The sequence below is a fragment of the Streptomyces sp. NPDC102279 genome, from assembly GCF_044766365.1.
Lineage (GTDB): Bacteria > Actinomycetota > Actinomycetes > Streptomycetales > Streptomycetaceae > Streptomyces.
The window spans coordinates 219,770-233,188 of the sequence record NZ_JBIWLU010000007.1; the positions used below are offsets into that span (position 1 = coordinate 219,770).

Here is a 13,419-nt window from a genome sequence, read left to right on the forward strand (position 1 = left end):
GCCGGGTGCTCAGACGTCCGCGTCCGGGCGGCTCACGTAGGCGCGCCATCCGCCGTAGGCGGTGATGTCGGGCGCGCCCTCCAACGCGCCGGGCTCGCACAGGAAGCCGGGGACGTGGCTGCCGTCGGCCAGTTCGACGCCGCCCAGGGTCATGGGCCGGGGGAGCGCCGCCAGCAGGCGGCCGAGTCCCTCCGCCGGGAGGGACCACACCTCCGTCTCGACGGCGGCACCCCCCGCGCCGACGTGGACGAGACCCGGCTTCGGCGGGGTGGTGGCCAGGGCGTGCAGCCGGTACACGGGCCCGGTCGTGGTCGTACGGTCGAGGCGGGCGCCGAGCGACAGCAGCTGCGGGTTGAGCGGCTGGCCGGACAGATGCGCTCCCACCACGGCGAGGCGCGTCTCCGGTTCCAGTGACCGGGCGATCCGTGCGAGCCGTCCGTCGGTGAAGGCGGGGCCGATCAGCATCACGCCGAACGGGAGCCCGGCGGGCGTCCGTCCGGCCGGTACCGCGACGGCCGCCAGGTCGAAGAGGTTCGTGGAGTTGGTGAAACGGCCCAGGCGCGCGTTGGTGCCCAGCGGGTCGGCGGCGACGTCGGCGAGCGTGGGATGGCCGGGCGCGGTGGGTAGCAACAGGGCGTCGGCGTCGGCCAGTTCGGCGAGTGCCCGGGCCCGCAAACCGGCCAGCCGCTCCTGGTCCGCGTAGAGGCGGTGGGCCGGGACGTCGCGGGCACGGGTGATGATGCCGGCGACGGTCGGGTCGAGACCGGCACCACCCTCGGCCATCAGCTTGTCGACAAAGCCGCCCACCGCCGTGTACCGCTCGGCGACGAACGCGCCCTCGTAGAGCATCGCGGCGGCCTCGGTGAACGGGGTGAGGTCGAGAGTGCGCACCTCGGCCCCGGCGGCGACGAGCCGCTCGACGGCCTCCTCGTAGGCCTCCGCCCAGCCCTCGTCCAGCTCCCCGAGCTGTGCCGTCGGCGGGACCGCGACGCGCCAGGGTCCAGGTGCGCGCTGCGCGAGGGGCGGCAGCACGCGGGCGGAGGGGGACGCGAGGTGGGCGAGGGCCTGTTCGGCCTCTGGGAGGGTCCGGGCGAACACGGTCACGCAGTCCAGGGAGGCGCAGGCGGGGACGACGCCGGTCGTGGGGACGAGGCCGCGGGTCGGCTTCAGCCCGACGATGCCGTTGAACGCGGCGGGGACGCGGCCGGAGCCCGCGGTGTCCGTGCCGAGGGCGAGGTCGACGATGCCGAGGGCGACCGCCACGGCGGATCCCGAGCTGGAGCCGCCGCTGATCCGGGCCGGGTCCAGGGCACCTCGGACGGCGCCGTAGGGGGAGCGGGTGCCGACCAGGCCGGTGGCGAACTGGTCCAGGTTCGTGGTCCCGAGGAGGACGGCGCCGGCCGCCCGGAGCCGGGCGACCGCGGGGGCGTCGGCTCGCGGTGTGTAGGCGTAGGACGGACAGCCCGCCGTGGTCGGCAGGCCCGCCACGTCGATGTTGCCCTTGGCGGCGAAGGCCCTGCCCGCGAGCGGGAGGCGCTCGCCCGCGGCGACGCGCGCGTCCACGGCCCGGGCCTCCTCCTCGACGTCGGGCCGGGGGCGCAGGCCGATCCAGATCTCGGGGCGGTCGACGGCCTCGATCCGGGCGTGGGCCGCGCGGACTCGGGCGAGAGCGGACATCGGAACTCCTGGTACGGACCGTGGCCCGGGGGTCGTGGCGGCCCCGGGGGCCTGGGGTGACGGGTGACGGGCGGGTGCGTTCGGCTGCTCGGGAGTCTCAGGGTGCCTGGACTTGCGGCGGCGCCAGCACCAGCAGCGCCGTGCCGGCCTCGACCTGGTCGCCCGGTGAGACGAGGATCCGCTCGACCACCGCGTCCGCCGGCGCGGGCACCCTCGACTCCATCTTCATGGCCTCCAGCGCGAGGAGCGGCTGCCCGGCTGTCACCCGGGCGCCCGGCTCCACGTTCACCTGCCAGACGGACGCGGCGAACTCGGCCTCGATCAGGCGACCTCCAGTGGGGACGGTGATCTCGGCCGGCGCGGACGTGGCCGCCGGGGCGGCATCCGCGCGGGTGAACTCGCCCGCCGCCTCCCAGGCGTCCCGTTCCGCCGAGAAGGCCCCGCCTTGCCGTGAGCGGAACTCCGCTATGGACGCGGCGTTCTCGGCGAGGAAGGACTCGTACGCGGCCAGTGAGAAGGTGCCCTCCTCGATACGCGGCACGAAGCGGCCCGAGATGATGTCGGCCCGCAGCTCAAGGAGTTCGTCCGCCTCCACCGGATACCACTTGATGCGGTCGAAGAAGCGCAGCAGCCAGGGCGAGCCCGGCTCGAACGCGCCGCGCTGCTGCCAGCCCGACCACACCTGGGTCGTCCGGCCGACGAACTGGTAGCCGCCCGGGCCCTCCATGCCGTAGACGCACAGGTAGGCGCCGCCGATGCCGACCGAGTTCTCCGCTGTCCAGGTGCGGGCGGGGTTGTACTTCGTGGTGACCAGGCGGTGGCGGGGGTCGAGCGGCGTGGCGACCGGGGCGCCGAGGTAGACGTCGCCCAGACCGAGGACGAGGTACTCCGCGTCGAACACCGTGCGGTACACGTCGTCCACCGAGTCCAGGCCGTTCACCCGGCGGATGAACTCGATGTTCCACGGGCACCAGGGCGCGTCGTCGCGCACGCCCGCCATGTAGCGGGCGATCGCCTCGCGGGTGGCCGGGTCGTCCCAGGACAGCGGCAGATGGACCGTCCGGGAGGGGACGACGAGCCGGTCGCTCGGGGGAAGGGCGCGGACCGTCTCCCGTACGGCGTCCAGGAGTTGCCGCTGGGGGAGCCGGGACGGGTCGGTCCGGATCTGGAGGGAGCGGATGCCCGGGGTCAGGTCGGCGACCCCGTCGAGAGCGGCCTCCGTCACCGCCTCCATCAGCGCGTGGACCCGCATGCGCAGGGCGAGGTCGAGCTGCATGGGCCCGAACTCGACCAGCAGGTTGTCGTCGCCGCTGCGGCGGTACGTCACGTCGCCGTCCCGCGCGAGCACCCCGCCGTCGACGATCGCGGGGCGCGGCGAACCGTCGTCGGCCAGCGGCGCGAACCGCACGGTGTCCCCGGGGCGGAACTGGCCGAGCTTCCAGCGCTCCGTGCTGACCACGGTGGCCGGGCAGACGAACCCGCCGAGGGAGGGGCCGTCCGGGCCGAGGAGCACCGGCATGTCCCCGGTGTAGTCGACCGCGCCGACCGAGTAGGGCGTGTCGTGGATGTTCGACGGGTGCAGTCCCGCCTCGCCGCCGTCGGTACGGGCCCAGCGCGGCTTCGGTCCGACGAGCCGCACGCCGGTGCGGGCCGAGTTGAAGTGGACCTTCCAGTCGGCTGCGTAGAAGTCGTGGATGTCGTCCTCGGTGAAGAACTCCGGTGCGGAGTGCGGGCCTTCGACGGCCCCGATCCGCCACACGTCCGTGAACTCGGGGCGGTCGCCCGGCGGTACGGGCGCGCCGGAACCGGTGACCGCCCCGCCGTGCAGGACGTCGCCGGTGCGCAGGGCCCGGCCTCCGTGGCCGCCGAACCGGCCGAGGGTGAAGGTGGCGGCGCTGCCGAGGAAGGCCGGCACGTCCAGGCCGCCGCCGGCGAACAGTACGTAGGTGCGCAGGCCGTGGCCGCCGGGGGCGCCGATCTCCAGGACCGATCCGGCCGGTACGGTCACCGGCTCCCACTGGCCGGCCTCCGTCCCGTCCACCGTGACGGGTGCGGGCGCCCCGGTGACGCACACCGTCGTGGGGTGGGTGAACCGCAACGCCGGCCCCCGCAGGGTGCATTCGAGTCCCGGCGCGCCCTCGGGGTTGCCGAGCGCCCGGTTGCCGAGCCGGAAGGAGAGGTCGTCCATCGGGCCGCAGGGCGGGACGCCGACCTGCCAGTAGCCGGTGCGGCCCGGCCAGTCCTGCACGGTGGTGAGCGTGCCGCCGGACACGACCTCGATCCGCGGGGTGGGGTCCGTCACGGCGGCCAGGGTCGCGGTGGAGTGGGCGGCCCGTCGGAAGGCGGGCTCGGCGAGCGCGGCCCGTACCAGCCCGAGGTTGGTCTCGATGCCGTCCACCCGGGTCCTGGCCAGCGCCTCGTCGAGCCGCTCCAGGGCGTGGGCGCGGTCGGTGCCGTACGCGACGATCTTGGCGAGCATCGGGTCGTACGAGGTGGTGACCTCGGTGCCCGTCTCGATCCAGCCGTCCACGCGGACGCCGCCGGGGAACTCGACCCGCGTCAACAGGCCCGCGCTCGGACGGTGTTCACGGGAGGGGTCCTCGGCGTACAGGCGGGCCTCGACCGCGTGCCCGCGCGGCGCCCCCGGGTCCCGGACGACGGAGGACTCGCCTCGGGCCAGCCGCAGCATCCAGGCGACGAGGTCGACGCCGTAGATCTCCTCGGTGACCGGATGTTCCACCTGGAGGCGGGTGTTGACCTCCAGGAAGTAGGCCTCCTCGCGGGCGGCGTCGTACACGAACTCGACGGTGCCGGCCGAGCGGTAGTCCACCGAGGCGCACAACTCGCGCGCGGCCGTGGCGAGTCGGGTTCGTACCACTGCGGGAAGTCCCGGAGCGGGTGCCTCCTCCAGGACCTTCTGGTTGCGGCGCTGGAGCGAGCAGTCACGGTCGCCGAGGGTGACGACCCGGCCGAGGCCGTCGCCGAAGACCTGCACCTCGACGTGGCGCGCGTCCTCGACGAGGCGTTCCAGGAAGACCCCGGACGAGGAGAACGAGGCCGCCGCGACACGCTGGACCCGCTCCCAGGCATCGGTCAGTTCGGCATCCGAGCGACATGCCGACATACCGATTCCGCCACCCCCGCCCGTGGCCTTGAGCATCACGGGATAACCGATGCCTCCGGCGGCCTCCAGGGCCTCGGGGAGCCCGGTGAGCAGTTCCGTGCCCGGGGCCAGCGGCACGCCCGCGGCCCGGGCCGCCGCCCGCGCCGTGTGCTTGGCGCCGAACAGCTCCAACTGCTCCGGCGTCGGACCGACGAACACGATGCCCGTGTCCTCGCAGCGGCGCGCGAACGCCGCGTCCTCCGAAAGGAATCCGTACCCCGGGTGGATCGCCCCGGCCCCGGTGTCCTTGGCCGCCTTCAGGACGAGGTCGGCATCGAGGTAGGACTCCTTGGCGGGCGCGGGGCCGAGCCGTACGGCCTCGTCGGCGAGCCGGACGTGTGGGGCGGCGCGGTCGGCGTCGGAGTACACGGCGACCGTGCGCAGGCCCAGTTCGCGGGCGCTGCGGATGATCCGGACCGCGATCTCGCCGCGGTTGGCGACGAGCAGGGTGTCGAACGTCATGCGGGCGCTCCGATCGTCATCGCGACCGCGGTCGGTTCGAAGCCGTTGCAGGGGTTGTTGATCTGGGGGCAGTTGGACACCAGGACGATCACGTCGCGCTCGGCGCGCAGCGTCAGCCGCAGCCCGGGGGCGGAGATGCCGTCGACGATGCCGAGGGTGCCGTCCTTCTCGACCGGCACGTTCATGTACCAGTTGATGTTCGAGACGAGGTCGCGCTTGCCGAGGCCGTGACGGGCGCCCTCGGCGAGGAAGTTGTCGACACAGGCGTGCTGGGACCAGGTGTGGTGCCCGTAGCGCAGGGTGTTCGACTCCTTGGAGCAGGCGCCGCCGACCGTGTCGTGCCGGCCGACCTCGTCCTCGGTGACGGTCATCAGCGGGGTGTGCTCGTTCGACATCAGCACACTGCCCGTGGTCAGGAAGATGCCGCCCTGCGCCTGGATGGTGTCGGGCGCGCTGTAGCGGACGGTGGTGTCCCCGGCGTCGTACACCAGGAAGTCGACGGCCTGGTTGCCGTGCAGGTCGGTGACGGTCAGCGTCTCCCCCGTGCGGACGACCGTCGACCAGGCGGCGCGGGCCGGGACGGTGACGTGGGTCATGCGAGCCCCCTCGTGGCAAGGAATTCGGCGGTGTTGAGGAAGGCGCGGCGGCCCTCGGGCGTGGCCTCCCGGAGCGGATCGCCCGGCGCGGTCGCCGCGGAGCGCCAGGCCAGGACCTCCAGCGGGGTGCTCGTGTAGTCGGGGCGCGGGTCGGCCGGGTGCGGCACGTTCGCGATGAGCACGGTGACGTCCTGTTCGGCCCGGAGGGTGACGCTGCCGCCCGGGCCGGACGAGCCGGTGAAGTCCAGCGAGCCGTCCTCGCGCACCTCCACGCCCTGGAAGAAGGAGAGCGACGGGGGCAGATCGCGCGGCCCGAGCCCGTTCTTGGCGGCGGCCAGCTTGAACAGCTCCCGTCCGGCCGGGGACGCGGACTGCGGTGTCCCGTCCCCGTACCGCAGCGTGTTGCGTACGAGCGTGGAGGTACCGCACAGGGCGTCGTGCCGGCCGGAGGAGTCGCTGACCACCGAGGCCAGGACGCGGCCCTGGTCGGAGAGGAGGAGCTGTCCCTCGCCCAGATAGGCGTTCCACTGGACCTTGACGGTGTCCGCGACGTTCAGGCGCTCCCACGGACGGTCCGCGACGTGCAGCAGCAGGTGCGCGCAGGCATCGCCCGCGAGGTCGGTCAGCCGCAGTTCCGTGCCCCGGGCCAGCACCTTGTGCGTGTAGTTGCCGCCCGCCACCGTCTCCGCCCACACCAGGTGGCCCGCCTCGCAGGGCGGCGCGGGCCAGTCACCCGCGGGAACCACGGGCATGGCCTCGGCGCGGGCCCCCTCCTGGGCGCGGGCGTGGTCGCGTGCTCCGTGTGTGGTCGCTGTCGCCATCGCGGGCCTCCGGCTCCTGGGTCATTTCTGTCGCCCGACAGAAATTAGGGGCGGGGTGGGTCGGCGCCATGTCCCGTGTGTTGCCGCGCCGTTACCGGTCCCTCACGGGCGGCGTCCGGCCCGGCTCCGGGGCGCGGGGCCGTGCGGCGGTGCCCGCGGTGGGGATCCCGGCGCCCTTCCGGTGCGCGTCGCGTGTGCGAGGATCGAACGTATGGGAACGGACGGCGGGCGACGGGTCGGCAGGCCACGTGCCGCGCAGCGGCCGGACAGCGGTCTCACGCCGCGTGCCGAACTGCTCGACGCGGCAGCCGAGTTGTTCACCACCCGGGGGTACGCCGCCACCACCACCCGCGCCGTCGCCGAGCGCGCCGGTATGCGTCAGGCGTCCATGTACCACTACGTGTCCGGCAAGGAGGAGCTGCTCGCCGAGCTCCTGGAGTCCACGGTCACACCGTCGCTGGCCCTCGCCCGCCGGCTCCTCGCCGAGGACACGGCGCCCGCCGGGAGCAGGCTCTGGGAGCTGTGCCGCACCGACGTGGAACTGCTGTGCGGCGGCCCGCACAATCTCGGCGGCCTCTATCTGCTGCCCGAGGTGCGCGCCGAACGCTTCGCCGGGTTCCATGCCGTACGCGCGGAACTCAAGGACACCTACCGCCAGTTGCTGGCGGCCACCCCGGCGGGCGGCGCGCTCGCCAAGAGTGAGCTGGACCTGCGGACGGACCTCGTGTTCGGGCTGATCGAGGGCGTCATCCTCGTGCACCGCTCCGACCCGGACCGTCCGGTGTCCGCCTTCGCCGAGGCCACGGCCGACGCGGCGCTGCGCATCGCCGGAATCTGAGACCCCGAGCACCGATCACCCGTGCGAGCTGCGGTTTTCGTATGCCCGTACGCGGTCACGCACGGTGTGCGAACGGAGGCGCAGCGTGCAAATGGGGCCGAGGGTACTCCAGTCGCGAGGGCGATTTCAGGCGCTTGCTGAATATGACACAGCGATGATCCGGTCGGACTAAGCTCGCCCGCAGCGCACCGAGTTGAGATGTATTCGTGCGCTTGTTCCCAAAGGTTCCGAAGATTCAGTTTGATCCATGCCGATCCATGCCGTTTCCCCCACAAACATCCCCCACCCCCCAGCCGACCTGTCTCAGAGGGCATACATGGTGAGTGTTCAATCGCCTCCCGGTGGCCGTGAACTTCCTTACGCGCGGGTGCTGTTGCTGCCCGCGATACTGATGGCCGTGGCCACCGGCGCCGCAGTCGCCCTGGTGACGGCACCGGCGCGGTCCGCGGTCGCCCTGTGCGGCGGCTTCGCCACCCTGCTGGTCATCGCGATCGGCGGCGAGGCCGTCCGCCGCGGCCGGGTCGCCCGGGAGCTGCGGGCCGACTTCGCACGCCGCACCGCGAGCCTGGAACAGCGCATCGCCGCGCACGACCAGGAGATCGTGCACTTCACCGAGGAGATCGTCCCGCTCGCGCTCGACCGGCTGCACGGCGGGGACTCCCCGTCGGAAGTCGTGCGCACGCTGGGCCGCGACGACCCCGGCCATCGCGAACTTCCCGAGTCCCAGAAGGACTTGCTGAAAAAGCTGCTCAAGATCGTCGACACCGAGGAGTCGATGCGTGACGCCGCGCAGCGCTCCTTCGTCAACATCGCCCGGCGCGTGCAGGCCATCGTCCACCAGCAGAACAACGAACTCCGCGAGATGGAGGAGGACCACGGGCGCAACCCCGAGGTCTTCGACGACCTGCTGCGCATCGACCACGGCACCGCGCTGATCGGCCGGCTCGCCGACTCCATCGCCGTGCTCGGCGGCGGCCGCCCCGGGCGCCAGTGGCCCGAACCCGTACCGCTGTTCAGCGTGCTGCGCGGCGCGATGTCGCGCATCCTGGAGTACCGGCGCATCGAGCTGCACAACATCGTCGACGTCGCCGTCACGGGCGTCTCCGTCGAACCGCTCATCCACGCACTGGCCGAACTCCTCGACAACGCCACCCGCTACTCGCCGCCGCACACCAAGGTGCACGTCACCGCCATCGAGGTGCAGACCGGCGTCGCCATCGAGATCGAGGACGGCGGCGTCAGCCTCAGCGACGAGTCCCGCGGCAAGATCGAGGAGCTCCTGCGGCTGGCCGCCGCGGGCGTCGACCCGAACGTCATGGGCCAGGCACCCCGGCTCGGCATGGCGGTCGTCGGCCGACTCGCGCAGATGTACAGCATGCAGATCTCGCTGCGGCAGTCCGCCTACGGCGGCGTCCGCGCCGTCATCGTCGCCCCGCGCGACATGCTCACCACCGACTTCGCACCCGGTCTCGCCCACGGCATCGGAGCCACCTCCGTGACGGGTATCGACACCGGCGGGGTCGAGGGCCCGGCGCGCAAGCCCAAGAAGCGCCGCCCCACCACCGGCCCCCGCGTCCCCTCGTCGAGCGGCGACCCCCGCGACCCCCGCGAGGACGACGTCCCGGTCGTCACCGAGTGGGCGCCGAACGGTCTGCCGCAGCGCCGCAGCCGGGTCAAGGTCCCGCTCAGCCGGCGGATCGCCGAGGCACGTGCGCTGGAGGCCGCGGAGTCCGCAGGCACCGGTCCCTCGTGGGCTTCCGAGCCGGAACCGGAGGAGAAGGAGCCCGAACCCGGCCTGTGGGTCGAGGCGTTCATGAACGGCCTCAAGGGAGACCCGGACCCGACCGCATTCAGCACCGACAACCAGCCGGCCCCTGCCGAGGGCGACGACAAGGGGGACCTCAAGTGATCCAGCAGCGAGCCAACTTCGACTGGATGCTCAAGGAACTCGCCGACGGTGTGCCGGGCATCCAGCAGATCGTCGTGCTCTCCGCCGACGGACTGCGCATCGCCCGCTACGGCGGCGACCCGGACGCCGCCGACCGGGTCGCCGCGGCCTGCGCCGGTCTGCAGAGCCTCGCCGGAGCCGTCGCGGGCGAGATCCCCAACAGCGACGGCCGGATGCGCATGGTGATCATCGAGATCAACGGCGGCTACTTCTACCTGATGTCGGCGGGCCCCAACGCCTACCTCGCGGTGCTCGCCAACCAGACCGCGGAACCCGGACTGATGAGCAACCGCATGCGCGACCTCGTCGTCCGCATCGGCGCCCATCTGACGAGCCCGCCGCGGCGCAACGGGCAGACCGTATGACTCCTCCGCAACGCCGGCGGCGCGAACCCGAGGAAGGGCCCCCCGAACCCGTCACGACGGACGTCCCCCTCGCGGGCCCGGAAGGCCCCGAGGGGGAGGACGGCGAGGGCAAACCGAAGAACCCCGAGCGCCTCTACGTGCTCACGGGCGGTGGCGAGAGCGGCGACCGGGCCGAACTCGACCTCGTCACCCTCGTCGTGGCGCGCGCCGAGTCACCGCCCCCCGCCGCCCAGCCGGAGCAGTCCGCCCTGCTGAGGCTGTGCAGGGCACCTCTGTCGGTGGCCGAGCTCTCGGCCTATCTCAACCTGCCGTTCAGCGTGGTGACCGTCCTGCTCACCGAGCTGCTGGCGGCCGAACTGGTGAAGGCGCGCGCCCCGATCGTCCGTCAGGCGCTCCCCGACCGTTCCCTCCTCGAAGCGGTGATGCATGGACTTCAAAAGCTCTGACACCATCACGGGCCCTCGCGCCGAGGACCACCTCCCGCACACCACGCAGGCGGCGGTCAAGATCGTGATCGTAGGCGGCTTCGGAGTCGGCAAGACGACCATGGTGGGCTCCGTCAGCGAGATCAAGCCGCTGACGACCGAGGAGACCATGACGCAGGCCGGCATCGGAATCGACGACAACTACGGGTCCGAGACCAAGACGGCGACCACGGTGGCCATGGACTTCGGCCGCATCTCCATCACCGACCAGCTGGTGCTCTACCTGTTCGGCACCCCCGGCCAGGAACGCTTCTGGTTCCTGTGGAACGGCCTGTTCGAGGGAGCCCTCGGCGCCGTGGTGCTGATCGACACCCGTCGGCTGGAGGTCAGCTTCGACGTCATCGGCCGCCTGGAGGAACGCGGTGTGCCGTTCGTCGTCGCCATGAACGACTTCCCCGACGCGCCGCGGTACCCCGTCGAGGAGCTGCGGGCCGCGCTCGACCTGCCCGACGAGATCCCGATCGTGAAGTGCGACGCCCGGCGCAGAGCGTCGAGCCGGGACACCCTGATGACGCTGATGCGGTTCCTGCACTCGCTGGCGATGACCTCGTCGTCCGCCTGAAACGCACGGCGACGGCACCCGCACGACAACTCCCCTTCACAAGCTCTCATTTCAGCTTCGGAGCGATCATCGTGACGTCTGAATCCCACTCCCTGACCGGCACCCAGGACCCCACACCCGGCCCGCCGCCCGGCTGCCCCGCCCACGGCACCGGCCCGGGCGGCCTGCGCCGCCTCTACGGCCCCGAGGCGGAGGACCTGGGTGCCCTGTACGAGAAACTCCGCGCCGAACACGGCGCCGTCGCCCCCGTGCTGCTCCACAACGACGTGCCGATCTGGGTCGTCCTCGGGCACGGCGAGAACCTCCACATGGTCAGTACGCCCTCCCACTTCGCCCGTGACAGCCGGCTGTGGACCGCCGTCCAGGACGGCACGGCGGGCGACGACCACCCGCTGGCCCCCCACATCGCCTGGCAGCCCATCTGCTCCCACGCCGAGGGCGACGAACACCTGCGGCTGCGCGGAGCGGTCACCGGCGCCATGTCGACCATCGACTTCCGCAGCCTGCGCCGCTACATCAACCGCGCCACCCAGCGCCTGGTCAACGAGTTCTGCGAACTCGGCGAGGCCGACCTGGTCGGACAGTTCGCCGAGCACCTGCCGATGTCCGTGCTCTGCGAGATCATCGGCATGCCCGAGGACTACAACGACCGGATGGTGCAGGCCACCCGCGACCTGCTCAAGGGCACCGACACGGCCATCGCCAGCAACGAGTACGTGATGAGCGTGCTGATCCAGCACACCGCACGGCGCCGCGCCAGGCCCGAGGACGACTTCACCAGCCACCTCATCAACCACCCGGCCGGGCTCACCGACGACGAGGTGGCCCAGCACCTGCGGCTCGTCCTTCTCGCCGCCTACGAGGCCACCGCCAACCTCATCGCCAACGTGCTGCGCATGGTCCTCACCGACCCGCGCTTCCGCGCCCAGCTCAACGGCGGGCAGATGACGGTGCCCGAGGCGGTCGAACAGTCCCTCTGGAACGAGCCGCCGTTCAGCGCCGTCCTCGGCTACTTCGCGAAGCAGGAGACGGAACTGGGCGGTCAGCGCATCCGCAAGGGCGACGGACTCCTCTTCGGGATCGCGCCGGGCAACATCGACCCCCGGGTCCGGCCCGACCTGGCCGCCAACATGCAGGGCAACCGCTCCCACCTCGCCTTCGGTGGCGGGCCCCACGAGTGCCCCGGCCAGGACATCGGCCGCGCCATCGCCGACGTCGGCGTCGACGCGCTGCTGCTGCGCCTGCCGGACGTCGAACTCGACTGTCCCGAGAGTGATCTGCGCTGGCGCGGGTCCATGTCGTCACGCCACCTCGTGGACATGCCCGTGCGCTTCCGGCCCAGGCCGCCGCAGGACGTCATGCAGCGGCCCTCGGTCCGCGCGCTGCCCGTCCAGCGGCCCGGCTGGCAGGTCACCGGCGAGGGTGCGGCGCCGGCCGCGTCCGCGCCGCACCCGGCGCCCGCGCAGCCGGCCCCGGCACCCGAGCCCGCCCACCGGCTCGGCGCCTGGCAGCGCCTCGTGCGCTGGTGGCGCGGCTACTGATCCCCGGCCGGGCCCGCCGACCAGGCGTCGTACGCGGCCCACGCCTCCAACTCCCGCCCACTGACGAACCGATGGGCCCGTCCGGTGACCGGATCGGTGAACTCCAGCACCCGCGCCAGCAGTTGCAGCGGACGCCGGAAGTCACCGGCCGGCACCGGACCGGTCACCTCCGGGTAGAGCGGATCGCCGAGCAGAGGCACGCCCAACGCCGTCATGTGGACGCGGAGTTGATGGGTCTGCCCGGTGCCCGGCGTCAACCGGTAGCGCCCGAGTCCGCTGCGGTGCTCCGTCAGCTCCACCCGGGTGACCGCGTTCGGCTCGCCCGCCACCTCGCGCGCGGCCATCACCCCGCGCTCCTTCAGGATGCGGCTGCGCACCGTGCGGGGGAGGACGAGACCGGGATCGTACGGAGCCACGCCCTCGTACTCCTTGGCGATCAGCCGGTCACGGAACAGCGACTGGTACGCGCCGCGTTCCCCGGGCCGCACCGTGAACAGCACCAGACCGGCGGTCAGCCGGTCCAGACGGTGTGCCGCGCCCAGCTCCGGCAGGTCCAGCTCCCGGCGCAGCCGCGCGAGGACCGTCTCGGCCACATGGCTGCCGCGCGGGGTGGTGGCGAGGAAGTGCGGCTTGTCGGCGACCACGATGTGCTCGTCGCGGTACACCACCTCCAGCGGGAACGGCACCCGCTCCTCGTCCGGCAGCTCCCGGTGGAACCACACGAACATCCCCGGCACATAGGCGGTGGTGGCCGTCAGCGGCCGTCCGTCCTCGCCGACGAAGAGCCCCCCGGCGAGCATCGCGTCGACGACCCCGTCCCCGGCCGCGAGCCGATCCACCAGGTGCTCCCGCACGGTGGCCCAGCTCCCCTCCCACGGCAGCCTGATCCGCACGGGGTCGACCCCGTGGCGCTGCGGGAGGGGAGAGGGCGGGATCCGGGGCTTGCGTCTCACCTGGTCAA

11 protein-coding genes are annotated in these 13,419 nt (G+C 72.6%); 6 read left to right on the forward strand and 5 right to left on the reverse strand.

Annotated features, from left to right (window positions below; all coding sequences use genetic code 11):
- Positions 1–9: 9 nt before the first annotated feature.
- The 4 genes from atzF to ACIRQH_RS19445 form a co-directional block, all read right to left on the reverse strand.
- Entirely contained in the window at positions 10–1,677 is a 1,668-nt protein-coding gene (gene atzF, locus ACIRQH_RS19430) for an allophanate hydrolase (protein ID WP_404226640.1), read from the reverse strand.
- Positions 1,678–1,774: 97 nt separating this feature from the next.
- Complete coding sequence (locus ACIRQH_RS19435; protein ID WP_404226641.1) at positions 1,775–5,302, reverse strand: 5-oxoprolinase/urea amidolyase family protein; 3,528 nt, start codon at positions 5,300–5,302, stop codon at positions 1,775–1,777.
- Complete coding sequence (locus ACIRQH_RS19440; RefSeq protein WP_388868762.1) at positions 5,299–5,898, reverse strand: urea amidolyase associated protein UAAP2; 600 nt, start codon at positions 5,896–5,898, stop codon at positions 5,299–5,301. The genes ACIRQH_RS19435 and ACIRQH_RS19440 overlap by 4 nt, the downstream gene beginning before the upstream one ends.
- Positions 5,895–6,719: an urea amidolyase associated protein UAAP1 gene (locus tag ACIRQH_RS19445; protein WP_388868760.1), complete on the reverse strand. Its 825-nt coding sequence runs from the start codon at positions 6,717–6,719 to the stop codon at positions 5,895–5,897. Before ACIRQH_RS19445 ends, ACIRQH_RS19440 begins: the two co-directional genes overlap by 4 nt.
- A gap of 211 nt (positions 6,720–6,930) precedes the next feature.
- Between ACIRQH_RS19445 and ACIRQH_RS19450 the strand changes: the two genes are divergently transcribed.
- The 6 genes from ACIRQH_RS19450 to ACIRQH_RS19475 all read left to right on the forward strand — a co-directional run bounded on the left by ACIRQH_RS19450 (position 6,931) and on the right by ACIRQH_RS19475 (position 12,458).
- Complete coding sequence (locus tag ACIRQH_RS19450) at positions 6,931–7,557, forward strand: helix-turn-helix domain-containing protein (RefSeq protein WP_358817139.1); 627 nt, start codon at positions 6,931–6,933, stop codon at positions 7,555–7,557.
- Positions 7,558–7,873: 316 nt separating this feature from the next.
- Entirely contained in the window at positions 7,874–9,466 is a 1,593-nt protein-coding gene (locus ACIRQH_RS19455; RefSeq protein WP_358817140.1) for an ATP-binding protein, read from the forward strand.
- Positions 9,463–9,870, forward strand: coding sequence for a roadblock/LC7 domain-containing protein (locus ACIRQH_RS19460; protein ID WP_358817141.1), 408 nt, complete (start codon positions 9,463–9,465; stop codon positions 9,868–9,870). Before ACIRQH_RS19455 ends, ACIRQH_RS19460 begins: the two co-directional genes overlap by 4 nt.
- The gene (locus tag ACIRQH_RS19465; RefSeq protein WP_358817142.1) at positions 9,867–10,316 is read left to right on the forward strand and encodes a DUF742 domain-containing protein; all 450 of its coding nucleotides are present in this window, start codon (positions 9,867–9,869) and stop codon (positions 10,314–10,316) included. Before ACIRQH_RS19460 ends, ACIRQH_RS19465 begins: the two co-directional genes overlap by 4 nt.
- Positions 10,297–10,917 carry an ATP/GTP-binding protein gene (locus ACIRQH_RS19470; RefSeq protein ID WP_358817143.1) on the forward strand — a complete coding sequence of 207 codons (621 nt, stop codon included), beginning with the start codon at positions 10,297–10,299 and terminating at the stop codon, positions 10,915–10,917. The genes ACIRQH_RS19465 and ACIRQH_RS19470 overlap by 20 nt, the downstream gene beginning before the upstream one ends.
- 71 nt (positions 10,918–10,988) lie before the next feature.
- Positions 10,989–12,458: a cytochrome P450 gene (locus ACIRQH_RS19475; RefSeq protein ID WP_388868751.1), complete on the forward strand. Its 1,470-nt coding sequence runs from the start codon at positions 10,989–10,991 to the stop codon at positions 12,456–12,458.
- Here the strand turns inward: ACIRQH_RS19475 and ACIRQH_RS19480 are convergent.
- Positions 12,452–13,411: an RluA family pseudouridine synthase gene (locus tag ACIRQH_RS19480; protein ID WP_388930350.1), complete on the reverse strand. Its 960-nt coding sequence runs from the start codon at positions 13,409–13,411 to the stop codon at positions 12,452–12,454. The two genes, ACIRQH_RS19475 and ACIRQH_RS19480, sit on opposite strands and share 7 nt — an antisense overlap.
- Positions 13,412–13,419: the final 8 nt, after the last annotated feature.